This is a genomic window from Pseudomonas sp. NFIX49 (genome assembly GCF_900115915.1).
GTDB classification, from domain to species: Bacteria; Pseudomonadota; Gammaproteobacteria; order Pseudomonadales; family Pseudomonadaceae; genus Aquipseudomonas; species Aquipseudomonas pharyngis.
The window spans coordinates 1-26,406 of record NZ_FOYE01000013.1 but is presented as its reverse complement, the minus strand read 5'-3'; the positions used below and the strand labels follow the sequence as shown (position 1 = coordinate 26,406).

Genomic DNA, 26,406 nt, shown 5'->3' with positions numbered 1-26,406 from the left:
AGAGAATGTGAGTCAATTTTTCCAGATTCATCCGGAAAACCCGCAAGCGCGCCTGATCAAACAGGCGGTCGAGATCATCCGCAAGGGCGGAGTGGTGGTCTATCCCACGGACTCTTCCTACGCAATCGGCTGCCAGATCGGCGACAAGAACGCCATCGAGCGCGTTCGACGCCTGCGTCAGCTCGACGAGAAACACAACTTCGCACTGATCTGTAGCGACCTGTCGCAGCTGGGCAATTACGCCAAGATCGACACCGGGACCTTTCGAATCCTCAAAGCCCACCTGCCGGGGCCGTACACCTTCATTCTCAACGCCACCCGCGAAGTGCCGCGCCTGTTGCTGCATCCGAAGAAGCGCACCATCGGTCTGCGGGTGCCGAGCCATCCGATCGCGCTGGCGCTGCTGGCCGAACTGGACGAGCCGTTGATGAGCGTGACCCTGATCATGCCGGGCGATGAAGACCCGTTGAGCGACCCGTACGAAATGCGCCAGTTGCTCGAGCATCAGGTGGACCTGATCATCGACGGCGGTTCCGGCGGTATCAAGGCCTCCACCGTGATCGACCTCACGGGCGACGATCCGGAAGTGACCCGCGTCGGTTGCGGCGATCCCGCTCCATTCATGGTCGAGGCCTGAATGTCTGCAGTGGAAACCGTTGATCCCCAGGCCGGTGCCCAACAGGAACTGCCGTTTGCCATGGTCTACGGCCAGGCCGTCACGGAAATGCCGCTGGACCTGTACATCCCGCCGGATGCGCTGGAAGTCTTCCTCGAAGCCTTCGAAGGCCCGCTCGACCTGTTGCTGTACCTGATCCGCAAACAGAACATCAACATCCTCGACATCCCCGTGGCGGAAATTACCCGCCAGTACATGGGCTATGTCGAGCTGATGCAGTCGGTGCGCCTGGAACTGGCCGCCGAGTACCTGGTAATGGCCGCGATGCTGGCCGAGATCAAGTCGCGGATGCTGCTGCCCCGGGCCGAAACCGTCGAGGACGAAGAGGACGACCCGCGCGCCGAACTGATTCGCCGCCTGCAGGAGTACGAACGGTTCAAGGCCGCCGCCGAAGGCATCGATGGCCTGAGCCGGGTCGGTCGCGACGTGATCGTGCCCAAGCTCGACGCCCCGGAAGCCCGCGCGCGCAAGCTGTTGCCGGACGTGGCGCTGGAAGAAATCCTGATGTCCATGGCCGAAGTGCTGCGCCGGGGCGACATGTTCGAAAGCCATCAGGTCAGCCGCGAGGCGCTGTCCACCCGCGAGCGCATGAGCGACGTGCTGGAGCGGCTCAAGGGCGGCGGGTTTGTGCCGTTCGTCGAGCTGTTCACCGCCGAGGAGGGCAAGCTCGGGGTGGTGGTGACCTTCATGGCGATCCTTGAACTGGTCAAGGAATCCCTGATCGAGCTGGTGCAGAATGAGCCGTTCGCCGCGATCCACGTGCGAGCCCGAGCCGAATAACGAGTCCCGATATGAACCTGACTGAACCCCGCGAGCTGGCGTCCCTGCTTGAAGCCTTTCTGTTGGCCTCGGGAAAGCCGCAGTCCCTTGAGCGCCTGTATGAACTGTTCGAAGAAGGCGAGCGCCCGGAACCGCCGGTTTTCAAGAAAGCCCTGACCCTGCTCGGCAAATCCTGCGAGGGCCGGGCGTTCGAGCTCAAGGAAGTCGCCTCCGGTTATCGCCTGCAAATCCGTGAAAAGTTCGCACCGTGGGTCGGTCGCTTGTGGGAGGAGCGTCCGCAGCGCTATTCCCGCGCGCTGCTGGAAACCATGGCGCTGATCGCCTACCGCCAGCCGATCACCCGGGGCGAAATCGAGGACGTGCGGGGCGTGGCGGTCAACACCAACATCGTCAAGACGCTGCTCGAGCGCGAGTGGATTCGCATCGTCGGTTACCGCGACGTGCCGGGCAAACCGGCGATGTTCGCCACCACCAAGGCGTTTCTCGACCACTTCAACCTGAAGAACCTCGACGACCTGCCGCCGCTGGCCGAGCTGCGCGAGATCGAGGCGGAACCGGTGCTCGACTTCGACGACGCTCCGGTGCCACCGGGCTTGCAGGAACTGGCCGACGCCAGCGCCGAGTCGGAAGAGCCGAAGGAGGAAACCAGTTTCCATACCTTGCTGCTGGAACTGGACAGCATGGAGGAGGGGATCAAGACCGACTTCGACGACTTGCTGCGTGACGGGTTGGACGGCGAATCGATGCCGACCGGGGTTGAGTCCGATCCGCTCGAGCCGCCGCACGAGGGTGAGCCAGAACCTGAATTCGAGCCTGAATTTGAGCATGAACCTGAATTCGAGCACGAACCTGAGCAGGAAGACGATGTGCTCGGCGTGGCCGAAGCCCGGGAAAAACTGCTGGCCGCCGTCGCCCGGCTTGAACAGCCCGCCCCGGAACCCGCCGCCGAGGAAGAGCTGAGCGAAGAAGAAGCCGAAGCCCGCGCCCTGGCCGAAGCCATTGAAGCCGAACGCCGCGAGTTCGAGGATTGAGCATGAGCTCGACCAAGGACCCGTGCATCAGCGTCTGCAAGTTCAGCGACGACATCTGCCTCGGCTGCGGCCGCAGCAAGCGCGAGATCCGGGCCTGGAAGAAACTCGACAAGGACGACAAGCGCACCGTACTGGCCGAAGCCGCGCTGCGTCTGATCAAGCTCGGGGCCACCGGTCGGCGGAAAAAGAAATAACCTTGGCCTGATCGACTAGTCTCTGATGCGCGCGCGGCCACATCCGCGTATGATTCGCGACCCTTCGGCGATCCCTTCGCCCGAAAACCCAGATTTCAACGCTTCAGCGGCTCAATTCAGCGCCGCTGAACAGACCACACCGGGAGGTGCCCAGATGAGTGACATCAATCAGAAAGACGACCAGGAAATCGGCCCAGCAGGCGAAAAGCTGCAGAAAGTCCTCGCCCGTATCGGCGTCGGCTCGCGCCGTGACGTCGAATCCTGGATCGCTGCCGGCCGGATCAAGGTCAATGGCAAAGACGCCACCCTGGGCCTGCGTGTCGACATGCACGACGCCATCACCATTGATGGCAAGGTCATCAAGCGTGAAGAAGCCGCCGAGTCGGTTCGCCGCGTGATCATGTACAACAAGCCCGATGGCGAGATCTGCACCCGTGACGACCCGGAAGGCCGTCCGACCGTGTTCGACAAGCTGCCGCGTCCGAAAGAAGGCCGCTGGATCAACATCGGTCGTCTCGACATCAACACCACCGGTCTGCTGATGTTCACCACCGACGGTGAACTGGCCAACCGCCTGATGCACCCGTCCTATGAGATGGACCGCGAGTACGCGGTGCGTGTACGCGGCGAAGTCGATGACGAAATGATCGAACGCCTGAAGGCCGGCGTGGTGCTGGAAGACGGCCCGGCGCGTTTCACCGACATTCAACAGGCACCGGGCGGCGAAGGCTTCAACCACTGGTATCACTGCGTGGTGATGGAAGGTCGTAACCGTGAAGTACGTCGACTTTGGGAATCCCAAGGCCTGGTGGTCAGCCGTCTGAAGCGCGTGCGTTTCGGTCCGGTGTTCCTCAACTCCGACCTGCCGATGGGCCGCTGGCGCGAAATGAGCCAGTACGAAGTCGACGTACTGAGCGCCGAAGTCGGCCTGACCCCGGTGGCCATGCCGCAACTGAATGCCAAGAGCAAAGACAAGCTCGACCGCATGCAACGCAAGTCGTCGCGTCCGATGGCCCGTACCGAGCGCGTGCGTACCCTGCGTCCGGCCAACGGTGCGCCGATTGGCGCCGGTCCGCGTCCGGTTCGCGAGCCGCAGATCGAAGGCGAGCGTCCAGGTCGCAAACCGGCAGCGCGTCCGGATGGCGAGCGCGGTCCACGCACTCCGCGTCCGGCCAATGGCCGTACCGAGCGTGGCGAAGGTCGCGGTACGCCGGTGGCGGATCGTCCAGTCGACACCAAGCGTCCGTCCAAGCCATCGCCGAAGCGTCCAGGCATCAAGCTGGCTGACGATGACAAACCGTCGGGCAAGCGCCGTGGCGCACCGGCCGGTTCCGGTCAGCGTCCGGGTTTCGGTCGCAAGAAGCCGGAATAACGCGGTTGTAAGCTTCGAGCGGCAAGCTTCAAGCTGAAAACAGAAAACGCCAACCTCAGGGTTGGCGTTTTTTTTTGGACTTTTTATTTCTTTTTTTCGGGCGTGTTTTTCTTGTTTTTAAACAAAAAACTTAACGCCTTTCAAATAGTTAGCCAGCTAACGTCAATCACCGGACGCCTCTTCGAGGGGTCTGGAGTGGAAACTTTACGTTACGCGCTGTCAGTGGATGTTTACGAAAAAGCCCTCGCCGTCCCATGAATCGGGTGGCTTTGCCTGGGTGTAAGGAAAATCTGCCGGAGCCAGGCTCACCGGGCCTTGCGCAGCGCTCTGGCGCGCTTGTTTCAGTGTCGTTTGGAGGGTGAGATGCGCTCCATGCCTGTCGTGCAGGTGCATAACAAGAAGGAGGCGCAATGAACGCCGTTATCCATTTTCACTTCTCCACGTGGGGCGAATCTTCCATCGTCCACGCCGATGGCCTGCAAAGGCCTGACTCAAATTTTGCAGCCGCCCGGGCTTCCCGGGGTGGACACATGCAATCCCGGCAACCGACACGCTGATCCGGCGAGGTCTGGCAGCAGGGGGTTAGCGGTGTACAATGCGCCGCGTTTTAACTGTGACCCTCTGCGTAATCGCGCAAACCTCAAGGTTTATCCGCCTTGTTCACTCCGCCGCGTCACAAGCGTGTCGGGTTCGATTTCGTCACAGATAAAAACAAACAGGTGACGCATGACCGTTGTAAAAAAGCTGAATTCCTGGTGCCTGCGCTGGGGTTTGATCAAGGTTGGCTGAAATCGCAACCTTGCAGCAACGTCTACTGAACATCATCAAACCTTGCGTGAGACCTTTTTCATGAGTGGACAAAACTCGCAATCAGGCGAGCTGAAACGCGGCCTGAAAAATCGCCATATTCAACTGATCGCCCTCGGTGGCGCGATCGGTACCGGACTGTTCCTCGGCTCGGCCGGGGTGCTGAAATCCGCCGGTCCGTCGATGATCCTCGGCTATGCCATCTGCGGCTTCATCGCCTTCATGATCATGCGCCAGCTCGGCGAAATGATCGTCGAAGAGCCGGTGGCCGGCTCCTTCAGCCACTTTGCGCACAAATACTGGGGCGGTTTCGCCGGCTTCCTGTCGGGCTGGAACTGCTGGATTCTGTACATCCTGGTGGGCATGTCGGAGCTGACCGCGGTCGGCAAATACATCCACTACTGGGCGCCGGAGATCCCGAGCTGGGTCACTGCCGCGGCGTTCTTTGTGCTGATCAACGCGATCAACCTGGCCAACGTCAAAGTCTTCGGTGAAGCCGAATTCTGGTTCGCGATCATCAAGGTCGTGGCGATCGTCGGCATGATCGCCCTGGGCAGCTACCTGCTGGTCAGCGGCCATGGCGGTGAGCAGGCGGCCGTGAGCAACCTGTGGTCCCACGGTGGTTTCTTCCCGAACGGCGTCAGCGGCCTGGTGATGGCCATGGCGATCATCATGTTTTCCTTCGGCGGTCTGGAAATGCTCGGTTTCACCGCAGCCGAAGCCGACAAGCCGAAAACCGTGATCCCGAAAGCGATCAACCAGGTGATCTACCGGATCCTGATTTTCTACATCGGCGCACTGGTGATCCTGCTGTCGCTGACCCCATGGGACAGCCTGCTGGAAACCCTCAACGCTTCGGGCGATTCCTACAGCGGCAGCCCGTTCGTGCAGGTGTTCTCGATGCTTGGCAGCAACACCGCTGCGCACATCCTCAACTTCGTGGTTCTGACCGCGGCATTGTCGGTGTACAACAGCGGCACCTATTGCAACAGCCGCATGCTGCTGGGCATGGCCGAGCAGGGCGACGCGCCGAAAGCGCTGGCGAAGATCGACAAGCGCGGCGTACCGGTACGTTCGATCCTCGCGTCGGCGGCTGTGACTCTGGTGGCCGTGCTGCTCAACTACCTGATCCCGCAACATGCGCTGGAACTGCTGATGTCGCTGGTGGTTGCGACGCTGGTGATCAACTGGGCGATGATCAGCTTCTCGCACTTCAAGTTCCGCCAGCACATGAACAAGACCCACCAGAAGCCGCTGTTCAAGGCGCTGTGGTACCCGTACGGCAACTACATCTGCCTGGCGTTCGTCCTGTTCATCCTCGGCGTGATGCTGCTGATCCCGGGCATTCAGATCTCGGTGTACGCGATTCCGGTGTGGGTCGTGTTCATGTGGGTCTGCTACGTGATCAAGAACAAGCGTGGTGCGCAACAGGCACTGCACGCAGCGAGCGCAGCCAAGTAAGCGTCGTTGCAAAAACAACAAACCCGGCCAAGTGCCGGGTTTTTTGTGCTTTCGCGGTATCCTGCGGGTTCTGATTACGGACGTTTTTCCATGCTGGTGATTTCAAACAACGTGCATCTGCCGGATGCCGAGATCGAACTGACGTACATCCGCGCCCAGGGCGCCGGTGGGCAGAACGTCAACAAGGTCTCCAGCGCCGTGCACCTGCGCTTCGACATTCCGGCCTCGTCCTTGCCCGAGTTCTACAAGGAGCGGCTGCTGGCGCTGCGCGACAGTCGCATCACCGGCGACGGCGTGCTGATCATCAAGGCCCAGCAGTACCGCACGCAGGAACAGAACCGCGCCGATGCACTGGAGCGTCTGACCGAGCTGATCCTCAGCGCCACCAAGGTTGAGAAGAAGCGCCGGCCGACCAAGCCGACGCTGGGTTCCAAGAAGCGTCGGCTCGAATCGAAGACCAAGCGCGGCAGCATCAAGGCCGGGCGCGGCAAGGTGGATTTCTAGTCTTCGCGGTACTTCGCCGTGTGGCGGTAGAGATAGACGCTCAGTGCCAGGCCGCTCAAAGAGGCGAGGGCGGCGAACAGGAAGATCGAGGCAAATCCGAAGCCCGCTGCAATCGCCCCTGCCAGCGGCCCGGTGATGCCCAGCGACAAGTCGATGAACAAAGAATATGCCCCGACCGCCGCGCCACGGCTGGAGGCCGGCACCAGGTTCACGGCTTCCACGCCCAACGCCGGGAACACCAGCGAGAAACCGAAACCGCTCAATGCCGCACCGGCCAATGCCCAGTGCGCGTCCGGTGCCAGCCACAGCAACAGCAGGCCCAGGGTTTCCACCGACAGGCAGGCAATCGCCACGCGGAAGCCGCCGAGACGGTTGATCAGGTTGCCGAACAGCAGTCGCGCGCCGATGAAGCTGGCGCCGAACAGGCTCAGGCACAGCACCGCGTTATCCCAGTGCTGCGTGGCGTAATACAGAGTGATGAAGGTGGCGATGGTGCCGAAACCGATCGAGCCCAAGGCCAGTCCGCAGCCGTGCGGGAAGACGCGACCGAGTACGTGCATGAACGGAAGACGCTCGCCAGCCACGATCGGCGCGGCGGTTTTCGGCCAGGCCAGCAGCAGCCCCAGCGTGGCCAGCAGCAGAATGCTCACACCCATGCTCCACAGACCGAAACGGCTGACCAGCCATACCCCGAGCGGCGCACCGACGGCCAGCGCGCCGTAACTGGCGATGCCGTTCCACGAGATGACCTTGGCGGTGTTGGCGGCGCCGACCCGGCCGATGCCCCAGCCGATCGATCCCGAGCCGACCAGACTTTCCGCGCTGCCCAGCACCAGACGGCCAACGAACAGGCTGATCAGGCTCAGCAGCGGCAGGTTGGGCGTCCACGCCGAAATCAGCATGAACACGCCGCTCAAGCCACACCCGGCCAGACCGATCATCACCGCACGTTTGCTGCCCTGGTTGTCGATGATCTTGCCGGCATACGGGCGGCTGAGCAGGGTGGCGAGGTATTGCACGCTGATCACCAGCCCGGCGATGACCGCGCCGAAGCCCAGGTCGCTGTGTACATAGCCGGGCAACACCGCCAGCGGAATGCCGATGTTCAGGTAGCCGATGAAGGTGAACAGGACGATGGAAACGACTTGCAGCGTGACCGCCAGGGGGCGCTGGGGTTCTGGCATAGAGGACGACATGAATTACGATCCACGGGAAGAGCAGAATAGATAGGCTGCTCATGATACCGATGCGGACGCGTCCAGGGCGGGGAAAAGTAAAACTATTTGGCCGGGGCGACCAATTGCGTGGTGACCAGGGCGGCCAGCGCGTTTTCTTCGCTGCCGAAACGGGCGAGCAGGGCGGCCTGTTTCTCGGGCGAGAGACGGCTCCAGATCTCGATCATCTTTTCGGTGGCACCGATCAGGGTCTCGGCCTGTTGTTCATCGAATTCTTTGGACATGGCAACTCAGGTTTCAGGCAGTGTGGAAAGCGCATGTTAGCGCTTTCCACACGGTCTGTACGGCGGGTGTTGCTTACTCTTCGCTGTCGGCCGGACGGCTCTCGGCGGCTTCTTTCGGCTCGGGCTGTTGGGCACCGGCTTGTTGCGTGGTCGTCTGCTCAGTTTCGTGCAGGCTTGGGAAGGGGAGATTCGGAATCTCGTGCATGGTTGCGCTCCTCGCTAAGTCTGTTGATAGATCTGGTAGATCCGCGCTTTCAGAAAGCCTGCGCAGGATACAGCAAGAAAAATGACAATCAGACTTTTAAATCCATTTGGTTCGACGGGCGGGATTGTCTAGACAAGTGCGACAGGGTGACGCAGGGCAAATGCAGGGGCGAGCCTGCTCGCGATGAGTGCGCCTGATCGTTCCCACGTCGAGGCGTCGAACCGTCCGCGTGGGAATGCAGCCCGGGACGCTCTGCGTCCCTGCCGAAGCGGACGCGGAGCGTCCATTGAGGCATTCCCACGCGGAGCGTGGGAACGATCAAGACCAGGGGGAGTTATTTGCAGACGTTGGCGATCGCTTCGGCCAGCAGGTCGAGGCGCGTCGCATCAATCCCGGCAACGTTGGCCCGGCCCGAGCTGACCATGTACACACTGTGATGCTCGCGCAGGTTCTTCACCTGTTCCGGCGACAGACCGGTGTAGGAGAACATCCCGCGTTGCACGCCGATGTGTGCAAAACGCTCGCGCAGACCGTGCGGTTCCAGCGCTTCCACCAGACCGCTGCGCAACTGGGCGATGCGCAGACGCATGGCTTCCACTTCGTCGGCCCAGCGGCGTTTCAGCTCCGGGTCGGCGAGGATCGTAGCGACCACGGCCGCGCCGTGATCCGGTGGCGTCGACCACAGGTTGCGGGCAATGTGCGCCAACTGGCTGCGGATGTCGATGAGCTTGTCAGCGCTTTTCGCGCAGACGATCAGCGCACCGGTGCGGTCGCGGTACAGGCCGAAATTCTTCGAGCAGGAACTGGTGATCAGCAGCTCGGGCAACTCGGCGGCGAACAGCCGGGTTGACCATGCATCCTGCTCCAGACCGTCGCCAAAGCCCTGGTAGGCAAAGTCGATCAGCGGCAGCAGGTCACGGCGGCGTACCACCTCCAGCACTCGCTGCCAGTCGTCGTGGCTCAGGTCGAAACCGGTCGGGTTGTGGCAGCACGCATGCAGCAGCACCACATCACCTTTCGGCACTTCGTTGAGCACGGCGAGCATCGCATCGACGTCGAGGCGGTTGTCGCTGCCGACGTACGGGTAATGGCTGATCTTGACCCCGGCGGCCGCGAAAATCGTTTCGTGGATCGGCCAGGTCGGGTTGCTCAGCCATACGCCTTTGCCCGGCAGGCATTGGGCGATGAAGTCCGCCGCCAGACGCAGGGCGCCAGTGCCGCCCGGCGTCTGAGTGGCGCCGGCACGTTGCTCGGCGATCAGCTTCGAATCGACGCCAAGCACCAGCTCATTGATGACCTTGCCGAACAGCGGATTGCCGTGGCCACCGATGTAGGTCTTGGTGTCCTGGCTCTCGACCAGCCGCGCCTCGGCGATTTTCACCGCCTCGGGGATCGGCGTCAGGCCCTGGGCATCCTTGTAGACGCCGACGCCGAGGTCGAACTTGCGCGGGTTGGAGTCCTGCGCGTAGGCCTCCATCAGACCGAGGATCGGGTCGCCGGGCACCCGGCCGATGGCGTCGAAGTGCATTACTTGCGTCCTTCTGCAGTCTTGGCCACTTCGTCAGTGCGCGCGGCCATGATGAAGTCGTTGCGGTGCAGGCCCTTGATCGAGTGGCTCCACCAGGTCACGGTGACTTTGCCCCACTCGGTGAGCAGGCCCGGGTGGTGACCTTCGGCCTCGGAGATCTCGCCGACGGCGTTGGTGAACGCCAGCGCGTGCTTGAAATTCTTGAACAGGAAGACTTTTTCCAGCTGCATGATGCTGTCGCGTACTTCGATGTTCCAGTCAGGGATCTGCTTGATCAGGATCGGCAGTTCTTCATCGCTGACTTGTGGGGCATCGGCACGGCAGGCTTCGCAATGGGCTTGGTTCAAAGTGGACATGGTGGACTTCCTGAAATCTGAAGGTGTTTTTTTATATTGGCCGTCAAAGTCGCCACGCTAAACCAAAGTGGCGACGACTGACAGACTCACTTGTAAGCAAAAGTCGCGGGTCACGCGGCTTTCGGTTTTGGCGGAAACTTCGGTGCGTGCAGACCCAGCTGCATGCCTTGCTTGACCATGGCCATGATGTCTTCGTGGGCCAGGTCGAACAGGCGCTTGAGGTTCGGCAGGACAAAGTACAGCGGTTGCAGGATGTCGATGCGATACGGCGTGCGCATGGCTTCCAGCGGATCGAAGGCCTGATGCTCGGGCTCGTCCGACAGCGAATAAACAGTTTCTTTTGGCGAGGACAGGATGCCGCCGCCGTAGATGCGTTTGCCTTGCGGGGTGTCGACCAGGCCGAACTCGATGGTCATCCAGTACAGGCGCGCCAGGTAAACGCGTTCTTCCTTGGTCGCCTGCAGGCCGAGCTTGCCGTAGGTGTGGGTGAATTCGGCGAACCACGGATTGGTCAGCAGCGGGCAGTGGCCAAAGATCTCGTGGAAAATGTCCGGCTCCTGCAGGTAGTCCAGTTCTTCACGGGTGCGGATGAACGTGGCCACCGGAAACTGCTTGCTGGCGAGCAATTCGAAAAAGGTCTGGAAAGGGATCAGCGCCGGGACGCGGGCAACCTGCCAACCGGTGGTCTCGCCGAGCACCTTGTTGATCTCGCCCAGTTGAGGAATGCGGTCGTGGGGCAGACCGAGTTTTTCGATACCGTCCAGGTATTCCTGGCACGCGCGACCCTCGATCACTTTCAACTGGCGGGTGATCAGCGTGTTCCACACCGCGTGTTCTTCGGCGGGGTAGTCGATAAAACCTTGCGCATCGGGCTCGCGGGCCACGTATTGCGTCTGCTTCATACTGCTCTCCTGCGAGGGGAATTTCGTTCTTGTTATGTCCTGCGATGGACTGAGAAATACCCCGGAATGCTCGTTGTTGCAGCAGGTTGAAGACTGGTCGAGTAGGAAAACTCTCTTTAATTCGTAAAATTTTCGTTACGCTTCGTGCGATAAGTCGTGTTTGCGGTGACTGTCGGGTTTGAAAAGGCCAATGGCTGTCACATAATCTTGACGACTATCTTGCGCACTGCGCAGAAAATTCCGGCGTCAGACCGCCTCTTCACCTGTTTCGGGCCTTTATATGCGTATCAAAGTCCACTGCCAGAACCGCATCGGCATCCTGCGCGACATTCTCAATCTGCTGGTGGAGTACGGGATCAACGTCGCCCGTGGCGAGGTGGGCGGTGAGCATGGCAACGCGATCTACCTGCATTGCCCGAACCTGATCAACATTCAGTTCCAGGCGTTGCGACCCAAGTTCGAGGCGATTGCCGGGGTGTTTGGCGTCAAGCGGGTAGGGTTGATGCCCAGCGAGCGGCGGCACATGGAGTTGAATGCGTTGCTCGGCGCGCTGGAGTTTCCGGTGCTGTCGATCGACATGGGCGGCTCCATCGTTGCCGCCAACCGTGCGGCGGCGCAGTTGCTCGGGGTGCGGGTGGACGAGGTGCCGGGGATTCCGTTGTCGCGTTACGCCGAGGATTTCGATCTGCCGGAACTGGTGCGCGCCAACAAATCGCGAATCAACGGCATGCGGGTCAAGGTCAAGGGCGACATCTTTCTGGCCGACATCGCGCCGCTGCAATCTGAACACGACGACAGCGAAGCCATGGCCGGTGCTGTGCTCACCTTGCACCGCGCGGACCGCGTCGGCGAGCGGATCTACAACGTGCGCAAACAGGAGTTGCGCGGTTTCGACAGCATCTTCCAGAGCTCGAAAGTGATGGCAGCGGTGGTGCGCGAGGCCCGGCGCATGGCGCCGCTGGATGCGCCGTTGTTGATTGAGGGCGAAACCGGCACCGGCAAGGAATTGCTGGCGCGGGCCTGCCACCTGGCGAGCCCGCGTGGTCAGTCGCCGCTGATGGCGCTCAACTGCGCGGGGCTGCCGGAGTCGATGGCCGAGACCGAACTGTTCGGCTACGGCCCCGGTGCCTTTGAAGGCGCTCGGGCCGAAGGCAAGCTCGGGCTGCTGGAGCTGACGGCGGGCGGCACGCTGTTCCTCGATGGTGTCGGCGAAATGAGCCCGCGCTTGCAGGTGAAACTGCTGCGCTTCCTGCAGGACGGCTGCTTCCGCCGTGTGGGCAGTGATGAAGAGGTTTACCTGGATGTGCGGGTGATCTGCGCAACCCAGGTGGATTTGTCGGAGCTGTGCGCGCGCGGCGAATTTCGCCAGGATCTGTATCACCGCTTGAACGTGCTTTCGCTGCACATCCCGCCACTGCGCGAATGCCTCGACGGTTTGACGCCGCTGGTGGAGCACTTCCTCGATCAGGCCAGTCGACAGATCGGCTGCCCGCTGCCGAAACTGGCACCGGCGGCGATGGATCGGCTCAGTCACTACCATTGGCCGGGCAATGTGCGGCAACTGGAGAACGTGCTGTTCCAGGCGGTTTCGCTGTGCGACGGTGGCACGGTCAAGGCCGAGCACATTCGCCTGCCGGATTACGGTGTGCGTCAGCCGCTTGGCGATTTCTCCCTCGAAGGCGGGCTCGACGAGATTGTCGGGCGCTTCGAGAAGGCGGTGCTGGAGCGCTTGTATTCCGAGCATCCGAGCAGCCGGCAACTGGGTAAGCGGCTCGGGGTTTCGCACACTACGATTGCCAACAAGCTGCGTGAGTATGAAGTCGGCAAGGAGTCAGGCAGCGCCTAATCAGCCCCACGCTGATCGTTCCCACGCTCTGCGTGGGAATGCCTCAATGGACGCTCTGCGTCCGCTTTGGGACGCGGAGCGTCCCGGGCTGCGTTCCCACGCGGACGGTTCGACGCCTCGACGTGGGAACGATCCGCGATCCGCGATCAGCAATCAGCAATCAGGGTCAGGTGTTTGCCGCCAAGCGGCATGACACCGCCGGTTTTTCGTCTTCGATACATTTCCCTCCTCCCCGCAAAATCCATCAAGTCCTTTGTTTACCGGGTCGTGGGCCGCCAGAAAAAAGTTGGTCTGCAAATTGCTTATGGCTCAGCAGTACAGCGGTGGGCGGCAAACGTCCGGCATGCAGAGGAAAGAGTGTGGACAAGTACCTTTATGTGGCAATGACCGGCGCCAGCCAGAACGCACTGGCGCAAAAGGCTCATGCCAACAACCTGGCGAACATCTCCACCAACGGTTTTCAGCGCGACCTGGAGCAGGCGCGTTCGATGCCGGTGTTCGGTGACAGCTTTCCGGCGCGTGCGTTTGCCATGAGCGAACGGCCCGCCACCGACTTCACGCCGGGCTCGCTGGTGCAGACCGGTCGTGACCTCGACGTCGCCGTGTCGGGTAACGGCTGGATCGCCGTGCAGAACCCAAATGGCGGTGAAAGCTACGTGCGCACCGGCAGCCTCAACATCGATGCCCTCGGCGTGTTGCGTGCCGGCAACGGCATGCCGGTCATGGGCAATGGCGGGCCGATCGCGGTGCCGCCGGAGCAGCAGGTGGAAGTCGGCGAAGACGGCACCATCAGTATTCGAGCGATGGGCGAGGGCCCGCGCGTCATGGCCGAAGTCGACCGCATCAAGCTGGTCAATCCGGACATCAAGAACATGAACAAGGGCCTGGACGGTTCGATTTACACCAAGGACGGCCAGCCTGCGCCGGCCGATGCCAACGTCAAACTGGTGTCGGGTTTCCTGGAATCGAGCAACGTCAATGCCGTGGAAGAAATGACGTCGGTGCTGGCCCTGGCCAAGCAATTCGAATTGCACGTCAAGATGATGAACACCGCCAAAGACGACGACCAGGCCATGGCTCGGGTCTTGCAGATCAGCTAATTATCAGAACGTCGCGCCGTAAAACAGGCGCACGAGGAGAATCGAATGCTTCCGGCTCTATGGGTTGCCAAAACCGGTCTGTCCGCCCAGGACACCAACCTGACCACCATTTCCAACAACCTGGCGAACGTGTCGACCACGGGTTTCAAACGTGACCGCGCCGAGTTCCAGGACCTGCTGTACCAGATCAAGCGTCAGCCAGGCGCTCAGTCGACCCAGGACAGCGAACTGCCGTCGGGTCTGCAAGTGGGTACCGGTGTGCGCATCGTCGGCACCCAGAAAAACTTCACCGCCGGCAGCCTGCAAACCACCGAGCAGCCGCTGGACATGGCCATCGACGGTCGCGGTTTCTTCCAGATCCTGCAGCCGGACGGCACCACGTCCTACACCCGTGACGGTACTTTCCACCTCGACTCCAACGGCCAGATCGTCAACGCCAGCGGTTTCGCCCTGGAACCGGCCATCGTCATCCCGAACAACGCCCAGACCTTCACTGTGGGCCGTGACGGCACCGTGTCGATCACCACCGCCGGCAACGCCGCATCGCAAGTGATCGGCAACCTGCAAACCGCCGACTTCATCAACCCGGCCGGTCTGCAAGCGGTGGGCAACAACCTGTTCCTGGAAACCGCCGCCTCCGGTGCGCCGCAAGTCGGTACGCCGGGCCTGAACGGTTTCGGTACCACCCTGCAGAACACCCTGGAAACCTCCAACGTCAGCACCGTGGAAGAGATGGTCAACATGATCACTACTCAGCGCGCGTACGAGATGAACTCCAAGGTGATCTCCACCGCCGACCAGATGCTCTCGTTCGTAACGCAGAATCTGTAATCAAGTCTATGAGGCGGCCATGAGGCTGCCTGCAACACCGTGAGGTAAGGGTCATGAAGCGCTTTGTATCTGTTGTGGCATTGAGCGGGGTCGTCTCGCTCGCGGGCTGCGTCGCTCCGACGCCCAAGCCCAATGATCCTTACTACGCCCCGGTGTTGCCGCGCACACCGTTGCCGTCGGCCGCCAACAACGGCTCGATCTATCAGGCCGGTTTCGAGCAGAACCTGTACAGCGACCGCAAGGCGTTCCGGGTCGGTGACATCATCACCATCACCCTGAACGAGAGAACCCAGGCCAGCAAGAACGCCAACTCTCAGGTGGCCAAGAACAGCAAGACCGGCATCGGCCTGACATCGCTGTTCGGCAGCAGTGCAACCACCAACAACCCGATCGGCGGCAATGATCTGAGCCTGAGCGCCAGCTATGAAGGCGATCGCGCGACCAAAGGTGACAGCAAGGCCGCCCAGGGCAACACCCTGACCGGCTCGATCACCGTGACCGTCGCCGACGTGCTGCCCAACGGCATCATCGCCGTGCGTGGCGAGAAGTGGATGACCCTCAACACCGGCGACGAGCTGGTGCGGATCGCCGGTCTCGTGCGGGCCGATGACATCGCCACCGACAACACCGTGTCCTCGACTCGGGTCGCCGATGCGCGCATCACCTACTCGGGCACCGGTTCGTTCGCCGATGCGAGTCAGCCAGGCTGGTTCGACCGTTTCTTCCTCAGCCCGCTGTTCCCTTTCTAGGTGGCTACGTTGAATTTCAGAAGCCTCATGATGGCCGCGTTTTTGTTGTCGGCGGCCTTCAATGCACAAGCCGAACGGTTGAAGGACATCGCCAGTATTTCCGGCGTGCGTTCCAACCAGTTGATCGGCTACGGCCTGGTGGTCGGCCTCAATGGCACCGGCGACCAGACCACGCAAACCCCGTTCACCCTGCAGACCTTCAACAACATGCTCTCGCAGTTCGGCATCAAGGTGCCGCCGGGATCGGGCAACGTGCAGCTGAAAAACGTTGCGGCGGTATCGGTGAGTGCCGATCTGCCGGCGTTCGCCAAACCGGGTCAACAGGTCGACATCACCGTGTCGTCCATCGGTAACTCCAAGAGCCTGCGCGGCGGCACGCTGTTGCTGACCCCGCTCAAGGGTATCGACGGCAACGTCTACGCCATCGCTCAGGGCAACCTGGTGGTCGGTGGTTTCGATGCTGAAGGTCGTGACGGTTCGAAGATCACCGTCAACGTTCCGTCGGCCGGTCGCATCCCTGGCGGTGCGTCGGTCGAGCGTTCGGTGCCGAGCGGTTTCAACCAGGGCAACAGCCTGACGCTGAACCTCAACCGTTCCGACTTCACCACCGCCAAGCGCATCGTCGACAAGATCAACGACATGCTCGGCCCAGGCGTGGCCCAGGCCATCGACGGCGGTTCGATCCGTGTGACCGCGCCGCTCGATCCGAGCCAGCGCGTCGACTATCTGTCGATCCTGGAAAACCTCGAAGTCGATCCGGGTCAGGCGGTGGCGAAAGTCATCATCAACTCGCGTACCGGCACCATCGTCATCGGCCAGAACGTGAAGGTGTCGCCGGCCGCCGTGACCCACGGCAGCCTGACCGTGACCATCACTGAAGACCCGATCGTCAGCCAGCCGGGCCCGCTGTCCAACGGCCAGACCGCCGTCGTGCCGCGCTCGCGGGTGAATGCCGAACAGGAAGCCAAGCCGATGTTCAAGTTCGGCCCGGGTACCACCCTCGACGAGATCGTCCGTGCGGTGAACCAGGTCGGCGCAGCGCCGGGTGACCTGATGGCCATCCTTGAAGCACTGAAGCAGGCCGGCGCGTTGCAAGCCGACCTGATCGTGATCTGAGGACGCCGATCATGGATATGCGCAAAAGCGGTCTGGTCAGCAGCAGCGATTCGGGTTCGTACTCCGACCTCAATCGTCTGAACCAGCTCAAGGTCGGCGACAAGAACAGCGACGCGAACATGCGCAAGGTTGCGCAGGAATTCGAATCGCTGTTCCTCGGTGAAATGCTCAAGTCGATGCGCTCGGCCACCGAAGCGCTGGGCCAGGACAACCCGCTCAACACGCCGGCAGCCAAGCAGTATCAGGAAATGTACGACCAGCAACTGGCGGTCTCCATGTCCCGCGAGGGCGGGGGTATCGGCCTGGCCGACGTGCTGATGCGCCAGATGTCGAAGAACAAACCGATGGCGCCGGGCGAGGCTGCGGCCGCGTCCGCCGCCAAGCAGGAAGAAGCCAAAGCCAAGGCCGCTGCCGTGGCCACGCCGATTGCTGCCGGCACCGTGGCTACGAATGGCCCGTTGTCGCGACTCAATGGCGAGCGTCCGCTGTGGGCGTCGCGTTCGGTGCATGCGCCGAGCACCGAACTGACCCATCGCAATGACATGGAAATGATCAACCAGCGTCGTCTGGCACTGCCGCCGAAACTGGCGGATCGCTTGCTCGCCGGTCTGGTGCCGTCGGCCACGCCGGCGGCGACCACTCAACTGCCGCAACGCGCCACGACCGCCGCTGTCACCGGTTCCGGCCCGCTGTACAATGGCGACTGGCTGGAGCGCGCCGAGGCCGATAAAGCCTCGGGCGGGCAGATGCAGATTTACGGCCGCGCCATGGCGCAGATCCCGCTGGCACCGGCGAAGAAAGCGTTCGGCAACGCCGACGAATTCGTCAACACCATGCTGCCGATGGCGCAGGAAGCTGCGGCACGCATCGGCGTCGATCCGCGTTATCTGGTGGCTCAGGCTGCGCTGGAAACCGGCTGGGGCAAATCGGTCATGCGCGCCCAGGACGGCAGCAGCAGTCACAACCTGTTCGGCATCAAGGCGAGCAGCAACTGGAAGGGCGATTCGGCCCGGGCGATCACCAGCGAGTTCCGCAACGGGCAGATGGTCAAGGAGACGGCCGAGTTCCGTTCCTATGCCTCGTACAAGGACAGCTTCCACGATCTGGTGACTTTGCTGCAGAGCAATAATCGCTATCAAGATGTGCTGAAGTCGGCCGATAACCCAGAACAGTTTGTACGCGAATTGCAAAAGGCCGGTTACGCGACCGACCCGAACTACGCGACGAAGATTTCGCAGATTGCCAGGCAGATGACGGTCAATCAGAACTACGCTGCGGCCGGCGTTTCAACAACGCCCTTATAAACACAAGGTAAGGTTTGAATCATGAGTTTGCTCAATATCGGGATGTCGGGGTTGGCCGCGAGTTCATCCTCTCTGGCTGTGACGGGTAACAACATTGCCAACGTCGACACCGCCGGTTATTCACGCCAGCAAACCGTGCAGGGCACCAAGTCCTCGATTCAATACGGTAACGTGTTCATCGGTACCGGTACGACCCTGGCCGACGTGCGCCGGGTGTACAACTCCTACCTCGAATCTCAGCTGCGTACCGCCACGTCGCTCAATAGCGAAGCCGCCGCTTTCGGTGCGCAGGCGACCGCACTGGACGGCTCGCTGTCCGACACCAACACCGGCCTGACCGGCGTGCTGCAGAAATTCTTCACCTCGATGCAAGGCGTATCGACCTCGGCCACCGACGACACTTCCCGTCAGTCGGTACTGACCGGCGCGCAGGCCCTGACCAGTCGCTTCAATGCACTGGCCAAGCAGATGAACGATCAGAACGCCACGCTCAATGGCAACCTGTCCGACATGGCGTCCCAGGTGAACAAGCTGGCAACCTCGATTGCCACGCTGAACCAGAAGATCGGCGAGATCTCCACCAGCGGCGGCCAGCCGAACGATCTGCTCGACAGCCGTAACGAAGCCGTGCGTCAGCTCTCCGAGCTGACCGGCGCGCAAGTCGTTGAGCGTGGCACCAGCTTCGACATCTACATCGGCAGCGGCCAGCCGTTGGTCATCGGCAATACCACCAATACCCTGAGCACCGTGCCGCTCAAGGGTGACCCATCGCGCATGGGCATCCAGATGGATCGTGGTTCGAGCACCATCGACATCACCTCGGCGATGACCGGCGGTGAAATCGGTGGTCTGCTGACTTATCGCAAGGAAGTGCTCGATCCTGCACTCAACGAGCTGGGCCGTGTGGCACTGGTCGTTGCCGACCAGATCAACCGCCAGCAAGCCCAGGGCATCGACAAGAACGGTGACTTCGGCGCAGCGATTTTCAACAACATCAACAGTGCCGCCCTGATCAGCCAGCGCAGTATTGCCCAGTCCGGCAATAGCGCAGGTTCGGGCAACCTTGATGTCACCATCAAGGACACCGGCAAGCTGACCACCAGCGACTACCAGGTCACCTTCACCAGCGCGACCAACTACACGGTCAAGCGCTCCGACGGCACCGACATGGGTTCGTTCAGCACCACGACCACGCCGCCTCCGGTAATCGACGGCTTTACCCTGGCCCTTAACGGTGGTGCCCTGAGTGCCGGCGACACGTTCAAGGTCACCCCGACGCGCAACGCGGCGGCCAGCATCCAGACCGTGCTCACCGATCCGAAGAAAATCGCGGCAGCCGCACCGTTGACCGGCGTGGCCAGTGCCAACAACTCAGGCACCTACACCCAGCCGACGCTGACAGACGTCGTCGATATCTACAACCCGGCGTCCCAGGCGGAGCTGCAGAACGCGCTCAAGTATTCGACTCCGGTCAAGCTGGTATTCGGTGCCACCACCAGCGGCAGCCAGACTTACAACATGGTTGATGCCAAGGGTGCCACGATCGGTTCCGGCGTCATCGTTCCCGGTCAGGCGAACACCCTGAACCTGAAGATCGGCATGGTCGACTCCACCGGGGCTCCGGTGATGGACACCACCGTCATCCCGAACGTGCAAAAGACCTTCACCGTGCAGACCACCGTGGGCGCGACGCCGAAGTCCGGCGAAACCTTCACCATCAACCTGACCGGCGCAGCCTCTTCGGACAACCGCAACGCCCAGGCACTGGTCGGTCTGCAGACCAAGCAGACCGTCGACACCGGCACGGCGAGCAAGGGCATCAGCCTGACCGACGCCTACAACAAACTGGTGACCAACGTCGGTACCCAGGCCGCCCAGAGCAAGTCCGACGGTGCGGCCACCACGGTGATCCTGGATCAGGCCCAGGGTGCGCGGGACTCGCTGTCCCAGGTCAACCTGGATGAAGAGACCGGCAACCTGGTCAAGTATCAGCAGTACTACACAGCGTCTTCGCAGATCATCAAGGCTGCGCAGGAAACTTTCGCCACGCTGATCAACAGCCTTTAAGGAGCCGTAATTCATGCGCATTTCCACCGCCCAGTATTACGCGACACAAGCTGCCCAATATCAGCGCAACTACAGCAAGACGGTCGCGACCGCCAACGAAGCCAGCAGCCTGCAGCGCATCAACACCGCCGCCGACGATCCGATCGGGGCTGGTCGTTTGCTGCGCCTGGGTCAGCAGGCCGCGATGCTCGATCAGTACAAAGGCAACATCGACACCACCAAGAGCTCGCTGACTGTTCAGGAATCTACGCTGACGGCCATCACCGACGCTTTGCAGCGCGCCAAGGAAATCGGGCTGGCAGCCAATAACGGCATCGCCACCGACAAGGACCGCCAGGCTTACGCCGCCGAACTGAGCCAGATCCAGCAACAAGTGCTGGGCCTGATGAACTCCAAGGACGCCAACGGCAACTACCTGTTCTCCGGCTCGAAGACCGATACCGCGCCGTACTCGCAGAACGCCGATGGCACCTACACCTACAACGGTGACCAGACCCAGATCAACCTGGGCATTGGCGATGGTTTGTCGGTGGCCACTAACACCACCGGTTGGGATGCTTTCCAGCAGACCATCAATACTGCGCGCACCCAGACCAACATGACGGCTCCGGCCGTTGATGACGGTCGCGTTGTGCTGACCAACGGTGTCGTTGGCAACGCGGCGACGTACAACTCCAAGTTCACGGCCGGCCAGCCGTACACCGTGGACTTCATCAGCAGCACTCAGCTGAAGATTACCGATGCCTTGGGCAACGATGTGACGGCCGAAGCCAGCCAGAACGGTCTGATCAGCAACAGCAACGGCGCCAACCAGACGGTCAGCTTCCGCGGTGTCGATCTGAAGCTGAACATCAATCTCAAGGCTGGTGATACCAACCCGGATGCGGTGATTGCCGGCCACAGCTTCCAGCTGTCGGCCACGCCGGACACTTTCAATACCGCACGCAGCCCGGGCAACCCGTCCACTGCGGTTATCACCGGTTCCAGCGTGACCAACCAGGCAGCCTACAACGCGGCCTTCCCGTCGGGCGGCGGTGCAGTCTTGAAATTCACCAGCGCCACCGCGTTCGACTTGTATGCGGCGCCTGTCACCGCTGACAGCAAGCCGATCTCGTCGGGCACCGTGGCTGGCGGCAACGCGACGGCGGCCGGTGTGACCTTCGCTCTCGGTGGCACGCCCGCGGCCGGTGACCAGTTCTCGATCCAGTCCAACAACCACCAGACCCAGAACGTGCTCGACACCCTGGGCCAGATGGTCGCGGCGCTGAACACCCCGATCGACGGTGATCCGGTGGCCAAGCAGAAATTCCAGGGGGCAATGGAGTCGGCACTGGGCAACATCGACAGTGCCGCCAACCAGATCGGCAGTGCGGTGACGTCCATCGGTGCCCGCGGGCAGTCGCTGGATGACCAGAGCACCACCAACCAGAGCCTGCAACTGGCGAACGCCACCACCCAGGGCACGATCCGTGATTCGGATCCGGCCGAAGTGATGACCCGCCTGACCTTGCAGCAGACCATGCTGCAGGCCTCGCAGCTGGCGTTCAGCAAAATCTCTCAGTTGGGCCTGTTCAACAAGATCTGAAGCCTGAGCGGGCGCGCAAGCGCCCGCTTGCTCCGTTCGCTCTGTATCATTTGTCTTTTTCTGCGGTTTCAAAGGGCTCGCTGTTCCGGGCGGGTTCCCGCCGCTTGCGAGTCCGCCGTGAATTCACTTCCTCTTGTCAGCCTCGTCATTCCTGCCTTCAATCCGCGCTTCTTCGAGCGGACATTGAACAGTGCTGTCAGCCAGACTTACAGCCCTCTGGAAATCATCGTCTGCGATGACAGTCGGGGTTCCGAGATCGAACGCATCGTCGCGTCGGTCATCGAGCAGTCCGGCGTCGAGGTGCGCTACGTGCGCAATCCGCGCACCCTGGGAATGATCGGCAACCTCAAGGCGTGCCTGAGTCAGGCGCAGGGCGAGTTCATCAAGTTCCTGTGCGACGACGATCACTTGTATGCCGACTGCATCCGGCAGCAGGCCCAGGAGATGATGCGTGAAGAGGTCAGGCTGGTACTGGCCCAGCGACTGTTCTGGGATGCGCAGGACATCATCCTGCCCGCTCGCCTGGAAAACACGTCGTTGTCGCCGCACAGCGGTCTGTTCAAGGGCGACGATCTGCTGGGCATCTTCGAGAAATTCCCGGTCAACGTCCTCGGTGGATTCACCAACGCACTGTTCCGGCGTGCCGACGTTGAAGAGCTGTTGCCGGCGCTGACTCAGGAAGGTCACTGCTTCGTCGCGTCGCTGGATTTTGCCCTGTACGTCTGCCTGCTGCGGCGCGGCAATCTGGCCGTCTCCAACAACGTGCTCAGCGCCGAGCGGCTCTACCCGGAACGTCTGAGTGCGCAACAGCCGATGAAAGACGCGCTCGAGGTCGAGCGTGAGTGGATGCTGCAGATGCTCAAATCGCGCAGCGGCGAAGCCGCGCCGGCGCCGGGATGGGTTCGCTATGTTCCGCTGAGCAAGGCCGATGAGTCTCCGCGGGTCTGGGAAGAGCTGCCGCTGAGTCGCACCCTGGGCTCCAAACAGAGCCGTCAGGAGTGGAGTGTCGGCATCGACAGCTGGAGTTTTGCCGAGCTCTACGCGCAGTGGCTCAACTGCCGGGTACTGACCGAAGGTCAGCGCACGTTGCTGCCGGAAACCCTGGCCGGCTGGTCGCATCAACCCCGGATCGTGCCGATCGTCATCGACGGGCAGGGCAGTCGTGACAGTGTCGAACGCACACTGGCGTCGCTCGCCGCTCAGGATTATCCGCCGGAGCTGATCCTTGTCCTGTCCGCCTCGTGTACCGAAACCGAGCTGGACGGGCGGGTGTTCCGCATGCCTTTGCAAGACGACGGCATGGAGCAGATCAATGCGCTGCTGCCGCAACTGGCGGGAGCCGACTGGTTCTACCTGCTGCAGGCGGGTGATCGGCTGGTGGCGCCGGCGTTGCTGGTCATGGCCGAGCGCATCGTGCATTCCCCGTCACTGAAATGTCTGTACAGCGACGAGGGCAGCTTGCGTGACGGGGAGTCGGCAGAACCTGCGTTCAAGCCGGATTTCAACCTCGACCTGATGCGCAGCTACCCTTATGTGGGCCGGGCACTGGCGTTCGAGCGTGAGCGTTTTCTGGCGCTCGGTGGTTTTGCACCTGACTTCGCTCAGCTCGCGCCGCACGATGTGTTGTGGCGTCTGGTCGAGAGCGATGGCACACAGGTTGTCGGCCACATTGCCGAGGTCATGCTGGAGTCGCCTTTCGACCTGTCGAAGTGGCTGGCGGCCCCGGGCGTCCTCGAACAGAATCCGCGCGTGCTCGAAGCGCATCTGCAGCGTCTGGGTCTGGCCCACGACATTCGCCGTGGCAGCTGCGAGCTGCTCAATCGTGTCGACTATCATCACGCCCGGCGTCCGCTGGTGTCGGTCATCATTGTGACCCGGGACCAGACCGCCGCCTTGCAGCGTTGCGTCGAGACGCTGCTGGAAAAAACCGCCTACACCGAGTACGAGCTGCTGCTGGTCGATAACGGCAGCACCAGTGCCGAGGCGCTGGCCTGGCTGGACGGCATGGCGCAACTGGGCAGCGACCGGGTTCGCGTGCTGAGCTTCGCGCAACAGGGCAATGCAGCCGCCACGCACAACTTTGCGGTAGGGCAGGCCCGCGGCGAATACGTGCTGATGCTCAATACCTTTGCGGTGATCACCCAGTCCGACTGGCTGGACGAACTGCTCAATCATGCGCAGCGCCCGGAAGTCGGGGTCGTCGGCGCCAAGTTGTACAATCCGGACGGTTGTGTGCTGCATGCCGGCCTGATTCTGGGTATGCAGGGCGCCGTGGGATTGCCCTTCTATGGTCAGTCGCTGCAGGCGGACGGGTACATGTTCCGCTTGCAGGCGGTGCATGACCTGAGTGCGGTCGGCGGTGATTGCCTGATGATTCGCAAGGCTGTCTTTGATGCTGTCGACGGGCTCGACGAACAGGATCTGGCGCAGGCCCTCAATGTGGCGGATCTGTGTCTGCGCGTCGGCCGGGAAGGTTACCTGGTGGTCTGGACTCCTTATGCCATGCTGGCCCTGGGCGCGCGGCCGACGGCCGAGGCCACGGCAGAAGAAGAGCAACTGCAGATTCAGGAACACGAAACGTTCTACAAGCGCTGGTTGCCACTGATTGCGCGCGATCCTGCGTTCAACGTCAATCTGGCGGTGCAGGGTGTCGGTGCGACCAGCTTCAGTCTGGAGCCGGGCCTGCGTACCGGCTGGAGTCCGTTTTCGCGCAAACAGTTGCCGAATGTGCTGGCGGTGCCCATCAACGCTTCCGCCATTGGTCACTATCGCATCAGCCAACCGATGATCGAACTGGAGGCGGCCAACCGTGCCGAGGGGCGGATCTGCTACGGTTTGCCTTCGATCATCGACATCGAGCGGCAGGCTCCCGATGTGATCGTATTGCAGGGGCGCTATTCGGAAAGTGCCATCGATGAAATTCCACCGCTGAAAAACTTTTTCAACGCCCGGCGGATCTACGAGCTCGATGACTATGTCATCGATGTCCCTCATCGCAACGCGCACATTCGCAACATGCCGAACAAGCAGGAAATGGAGCGGCTGGTGCGGCGGGCGATCGGTCTGTGCGATCGGGTGGTGGTGTCTACCCAACCGCTGGCCAACGTTCTGTCGGACATGCATCACGACATCCGGGTCGTACCGAACATGTTGTCGCGGCACTTGTGGACCGACTTGCGCAGCCAGCGTCGCACCTCGAAAAAGCCGCGGGTCGGCTGGGGCGGCGGCACCAGCCACCACGGTGATCTGGCGGTGATTGCCGATGTGGTCCGTGAACTGGCAAACGAGGTCGACTGGGTGTTCTTCGGCATGTGCCCGGATGACTTGCGTCCGTACATGCATGAATTCCATGGCGTGATCCCGCTGGATGTGTATCCGGCGAAACTGGCCAGCCTCAACCTCGACCTGGCCCTGGCACCGCTGGAGTTCCACATCTTCAACGACTGCAAGAGCAATCTGCGCCTGCTGGAGTACGGCGCGTGCGGCTACCCGGTGGTCTGCACCGATACCGAGGCCTATCAGGGTTACCTGCCGTGCACCCGGGTCAAGACCAACTCCACGCAGGAGTGGCTGCAAGCGATCCGCATGCACCTGGCTGATCCGGATGCCAGTTACCGCATGGGTGATCAGCTGCGTGAAGTCGTACTGCGCGACTACGTGCTGCGCGGCGACAACCTGCGGTACTGGGAAAACGGCTGGCTGGCCGACTGACCGGCACTGCTGAAAAAAGGCGACTTTCGAGTCGCCTTTTTTGCGTCTTCTGTCTCGTCCTGAATAAGGTTTACACCTTCTGGCTTCTTATCAGGAGGGTGCAATGGATTCGGGCGCAAAACGCAGTCAACGCGATTACACGCTGACTTTTAAATTGTCGGTTGTCGACCAAGTCGAAAAAGGCGAGTTGAGTTATAAAGAGGCTCAACGGCGCTACGGAATTCAGGGTCGGTCGACGGTGTTGGTTTGGTTACGCAAGCATGGTCGGCAAGACTGGAGCCAAGGCGCCTCCATTCGTTCCCAAAGGAACCGACCGATGGACGAGCCCACTTTGCCCTTAACTCCCGAGCAGAGAATCAAAGAGCTTGAGGAGCAGTTGGCGCTGGCGAATCAGAAAGCCAAGTTTTTTGAAGACGTGGTGGATGTACTGAAGAACGACTACGGCGTTTCTGTCGTAAAAAAGCGGCCCGGCAAGTCGTTGCGCAGACCCAAACCCTGAGTGTCAGCAGGGCTTGCCAGTTTATGGGGATCAGTCGCCAAGCCTTTTACAAACGTAATCGCGTCTATCGGGCTCGTATCGAGCAAGATCAGAAACTCATCCAGTTTGTGCAGACAATCCGAGTACGCCAACCCTGCATTGGCGCCCGCAAATTGCACTCGTTGATGCACGCGGAGCGTGAGAAACAGGAGCTGCATGTCGGCCGCGATCGGTTATTGGCGGTCTTGCGTGATTACCGCCAACTGGTCCGCAGGAAGCGGGCTTATCACAAAACGACCGACAGTCATCATCACTTCCGCTGCCATCCCAATCTGCTCAAACCA

22 protein-coding genes and 1 pseudogene are annotated in these 26,406 nt (G+C 61.4%); 17 read left to right on the top strand and 6 right to left on the bottom strand.

Features of this window, described 5'->3' with window-relative positions; all coding sequences use genetic code 11:
- Window positions 1-7 precede the first annotated feature (7 nt).
- From BMZ46_RS28535 to arfB, 7 genes are all read left to right on the top strand, one after another.
- The gene (locus BMZ46_RS28535; RefSeq protein ID WP_039765617.1) at window positions 8-637 is read left to right on the top strand and encodes an L-threonylcarbamoyladenylate synthase; all 630 of its coding nucleotides are present in this window, start codon (window positions 8-10) and stop codon (window positions 635-637) included.
- 120 nt (window positions 638-757) lie between these two features.
- Complete coding sequence (locus BMZ46_RS28530; protein WP_170844946.1) at window positions 758-1,456, top strand: segregation and condensation protein A; 699 nt, start codon at window positions 758-760, stop codon at window positions 1,454-1,456.
- A gap of 11 nt (window positions 1,457-1,467) precedes the next feature.
- Window positions 1,468-2,487, top strand: a complete 1,020-nt coding sequence (gene scpB / locus BMZ46_RS28525; RefSeq protein ID WP_074692282.1) for an SMC-Scp complex subunit ScpB — start codon at window positions 1,468-1,470, stop codon at window positions 2,485-2,487.
- A gap of 2 nt (window positions 2,488-2,489) precedes the next feature.
- Window positions 2,490-2,681, top strand: coding sequence for a DUF1289 domain-containing protein (locus BMZ46_RS28520; protein ID WP_007958358.1), 192 nt, complete (start codon window positions 2,490-2,492; stop codon window positions 2,679-2,681).
- 154 nt (window positions 2,682-2,835) lie between these two features.
- Window positions 2,836-4,053 (top strand): 23S rRNA pseudouridine(2605) synthase RluB, encoded by a 1,218-nt coding sequence (gene rluB, locus BMZ46_RS28515; RefSeq protein ID WP_007958356.1) that lies wholly within the window; start codon window positions 2,836-2,838, stop codon window positions 4,051-4,053.
- An 849-nt stretch (window positions 4,054-4,902) separates the two neighbouring features.
- Window positions 4,903-6,321 (top strand): amino acid permease, encoded by a 1,419-nt coding sequence (locus BMZ46_RS28510; RefSeq protein WP_039765508.1) that lies wholly within the window; start codon window positions 4,903-4,905, stop codon window positions 6,319-6,321.
- Between the two features lie 90 nt (window positions 6,322-6,411).
- Complete coding sequence (arfB, locus tag BMZ46_RS28505) at window positions 6,412-6,825, top strand: alternative ribosome rescue aminoacyl-tRNA hydrolase ArfB (RefSeq protein ID WP_011333010.1); 414 nt, start codon at window positions 6,412-6,414, stop codon at window positions 6,823-6,825.
- Here the strand turns inward: arfB and BMZ46_RS28500 are convergent.
- The 6 genes from BMZ46_RS28500 to phhA form a co-directional block, all read right to left on the bottom strand.
- Window positions 6,822-8,009 carry an MFS transporter gene (locus tag BMZ46_RS28500; RefSeq protein WP_170844945.1) on the bottom strand — a complete coding sequence of 396 codons (1,188 nt, stop codon included), beginning with the start codon at window positions 8,007-8,009 and terminating at the stop codon, window positions 6,822-6,824. The two genes, arfB and BMZ46_RS28500, sit on opposite strands and share 4 nt — an antisense overlap.
- Window positions 8,010-8,104: 95 nt before the next feature.
- Window positions 8,105-8,284, bottom strand: a complete 180-nt coding sequence (locus tag BMZ46_RS28495) for a hypothetical protein (protein ID WP_011333012.1) — start codon at window positions 8,282-8,284, stop codon at window positions 8,105-8,107.
- Window positions 8,285-8,357: 73 nt separating this feature from the next.
- Window positions 8,358-8,489: a hypothetical protein gene (locus tag BMZ46_RS29640; RefSeq protein ID WP_007958347.1), complete on the bottom strand. Its 132-nt coding sequence runs from the start codon at window positions 8,487-8,489 to the stop codon at window positions 8,358-8,360.
- 334 nt (window positions 8,490-8,823) lie between these two features.
- Complete coding sequence (locus tag BMZ46_RS28485) at window positions 8,824-10,017, bottom strand: amino acid aminotransferase (RefSeq protein ID WP_074692280.1); 1,194 nt, start codon at window positions 10,015-10,017, stop codon at window positions 8,824-8,826.
- Window positions 10,017-10,373 carry a 4a-hydroxytetrahydrobiopterin dehydratase gene (locus BMZ46_RS28480; RefSeq protein WP_003222798.1) on the bottom strand — a complete coding sequence of 119 codons (357 nt, stop codon included), beginning with the start codon at window positions 10,371-10,373 and terminating at the stop codon, window positions 10,017-10,019. Before BMZ46_RS28480 ends, BMZ46_RS28485 begins: the two co-directional genes overlap by 1 nt.
- A 110-nt stretch (window positions 10,374-10,483) precedes the next feature.
- Entirely contained in the window at window positions 10,484-11,275 is a 792-nt protein-coding gene (phhA, locus tag BMZ46_RS28475) for a phenylalanine 4-monooxygenase (protein WP_011333014.1), read from the bottom strand.
- A gap of 280 nt (window positions 11,276-11,555) precedes the next feature.
- On the opposite strand from phhA, the gene BMZ46_RS28470 reads away from it, so the two are divergent.
- The 10 genes and pseudogenes from BMZ46_RS28470 to BMZ46_RS28425 form a co-directional block, all read left to right on the top strand.
- Window positions 11,556-13,121: a sigma-54-dependent phenylalanine hydroxylase transcriptional regulator PhhR gene (locus tag BMZ46_RS28470; RefSeq protein WP_039765517.1), complete on the top strand. Its 1,566-nt coding sequence runs from the start codon at window positions 11,556-11,558 to the stop codon at window positions 13,119-13,121.
- Window positions 13,122-13,480: 359 nt separating this feature from the next.
- Entirely contained in the window at window positions 13,481-14,221 is a 741-nt protein-coding gene (locus BMZ46_RS28465) for a flagellar basal body rod protein FlgF (protein WP_007958343.1), read from the top strand.
- A 45-nt stretch (window positions 14,222-14,266) separates the two neighbouring features.
- Entirely contained in the window at window positions 14,267-15,052 is a 786-nt protein-coding gene (flgG, locus tag BMZ46_RS28460) for a flagellar basal-body rod protein FlgG (RefSeq protein WP_039765524.1), read from the top strand.
- 53 nt (window positions 15,053-15,105) lie between these two features.
- A complete protein-coding gene (gene flgH / locus BMZ46_RS28455) occupies window positions 15,106-15,801 on the top strand; it encodes a flagellar basal body L-ring protein FlgH (RefSeq protein WP_039765527.1) in 696 nt (231 codons plus the stop codon).
- Window positions 15,802-15,828: 27 nt separating this feature from the next.
- On the top strand, window positions 15,829-16,917 hold the full coding sequence (locus BMZ46_RS28450) for a flagellar basal body P-ring protein FlgI (RefSeq protein WP_074692277.1): 1,089 nt from the start codon (window positions 15,829-15,831) through the stop codon (window positions 16,915-16,917).
- Window positions 16,918-16,928: 11 nt separating this feature from the next.
- Complete coding sequence (gene flgJ, locus BMZ46_RS28445; protein ID WP_039765530.1) at window positions 16,929-18,221, top strand: flagellar assembly peptidoglycan hydrolase FlgJ; 1,293 nt, start codon at window positions 16,929-16,931, stop codon at window positions 18,219-18,221.
- A 21-nt stretch (window positions 18,222-18,242) separates the two neighbouring features.
- On the top strand, window positions 18,243-20,288 hold the full coding sequence (gene flgK / locus BMZ46_RS28440) for a flagellar hook-associated protein FlgK (RefSeq protein ID WP_039765533.1): 2,046 nt from the start codon (window positions 18,243-18,245) through the stop codon (window positions 20,286-20,288).
- Between the two features lie 13 nt (window positions 20,289-20,301).
- On the top strand, window positions 20,302-21,873 hold the full coding sequence (locus BMZ46_RS28435) for a flagellar hook-associated protein 3 (RefSeq protein WP_074692274.1): 1,572 nt from the start codon (window positions 20,302-20,304) through the stop codon (window positions 21,871-21,873).
- A gap of 117 nt (window positions 21,874-21,990) precedes the next feature.
- Window positions 21,991-25,584 (top strand): glycosyltransferase, encoded by a 3,594-nt coding sequence (locus BMZ46_RS28430; RefSeq protein ID WP_074692271.1) that lies wholly within the window; start codon window positions 21,991-21,993, stop codon window positions 25,582-25,584.
- Window positions 25,585-25,687: 103 nt separating this feature from the next.
- Window positions 25,688-26,406 (top strand): annotated as a pseudogene (locus tag BMZ46_RS28425) (IS3 family transposase); the annotation flags it as partial.

Excerpts from the sequence above, each read along its gene's own strand:
- scpB (WP_074692282.1), top strand. The coding sequence starts at position 1,468 with ATGAACCTGACTGAACCCCGCGAGCTGGCGTCCCTGCTTGAAGCCTTT.
- BMZ46_RS28520 (WP_007958358.1), top strand. The coding sequence starts at position 2,490 with ATGAGCTCGACCAAGGACCCGTGCATCAGCGTCTGCAAGTTCAGCGAC.
- flgH (WP_039765527.1), top strand. The coding sequence starts at position 15,106 with ATGAAGCGCTTTGTATCTGTTGTGGCATTGAGCGGGGTCGTCTCGCTC.
- BMZ46_RS28500 (WP_170844945.1), bottom strand. The coding sequence starts at position 8,009 with ATGCCAGAACCCCAGCGCCCCCTGGCGGTCACGCTGCAAGTCGTTTCC.
- flgG (WP_039765524.1), top strand. The coding sequence starts at position 14,267 with ATGCTTCCGGCTCTATGGGTTGCCAAAACCGGTCTGTCCGCCCAGGAC.
- flgK (WP_039765533.1), top strand. The coding sequence starts at position 18,243 with ATGAGTTTGCTCAATATCGGGATGTCGGGGTTGGCCGCGAGTTCATCC.
- BMZ46_RS28510 (WP_039765508.1), top strand. The coding sequence starts at position 4,903 with ATGAGTGGACAAAACTCGCAATCAGGCGAGCTGAAACGCGGCCTGAAA.
- phhA (WP_011333014.1), bottom strand. The coding sequence starts at position 11,275 with ATGAAGCAGACGCAATACGTGGCCCGCGAGCCCGATGCGCAAGGTTTT.
- BMZ46_RS28470 (WP_039765517.1), top strand. The coding sequence starts at position 11,556 with ATGCGTATCAAAGTCCACTGCCAGAACCGCATCGGCATCCTGCGCGAC.
- BMZ46_RS28485 (WP_074692280.1), bottom strand. The coding sequence starts at position 10,017 with ATGCACTTCGACGCCATCGGCCGGGTGCCCGGCGACCCGATCCTCGGT.
- BMZ46_RS28450 (WP_074692277.1), top strand. The coding sequence starts at position 15,829 with ATGATGGCCGCGTTTTTGTTGTCGGCGGCCTTCAATGCACAAGCCGAA.
- arfB (WP_011333010.1), top strand. The coding sequence starts at position 6,412 with ATGCTGGTGATTTCAAACAACGTGCATCTGCCGGATGCCGAGATCGAA.
- BMZ46_RS28480 (WP_003222798.1), bottom strand. The coding sequence starts at position 10,373 with ATGTCCACTTTGAACCAAGCCCATTGCGAAGCCTGCCGTGCCGATGCC.
- BMZ46_RS29640 (WP_007958347.1), bottom strand. The coding sequence starts at position 8,489 with ATGCACGAGATTCCGAATCTCCCCTTCCCAAGCCTGCACGAAACTGAG.
- rluB (WP_007958356.1), top strand. The coding sequence starts at position 2,836 with ATGAGTGACATCAATCAGAAAGACGACCAGGAAATCGGCCCAGCAGGC.
- flgJ (WP_039765530.1), top strand. The coding sequence starts at position 16,929 with ATGGATATGCGCAAAAGCGGTCTGGTCAGCAGCAGCGATTCGGGTTCG.
- BMZ46_RS28495 (WP_011333012.1), bottom strand. The coding sequence starts at position 8,284 with ATGTCCAAAGAATTCGATGAACAACAGGCCGAGACCCTGATCGGTGCC.
- BMZ46_RS28435 (WP_074692274.1), top strand. The coding sequence starts at position 20,302 with ATGCGCATTTCCACCGCCCAGTATTACGCGACACAAGCTGCCCAATAT.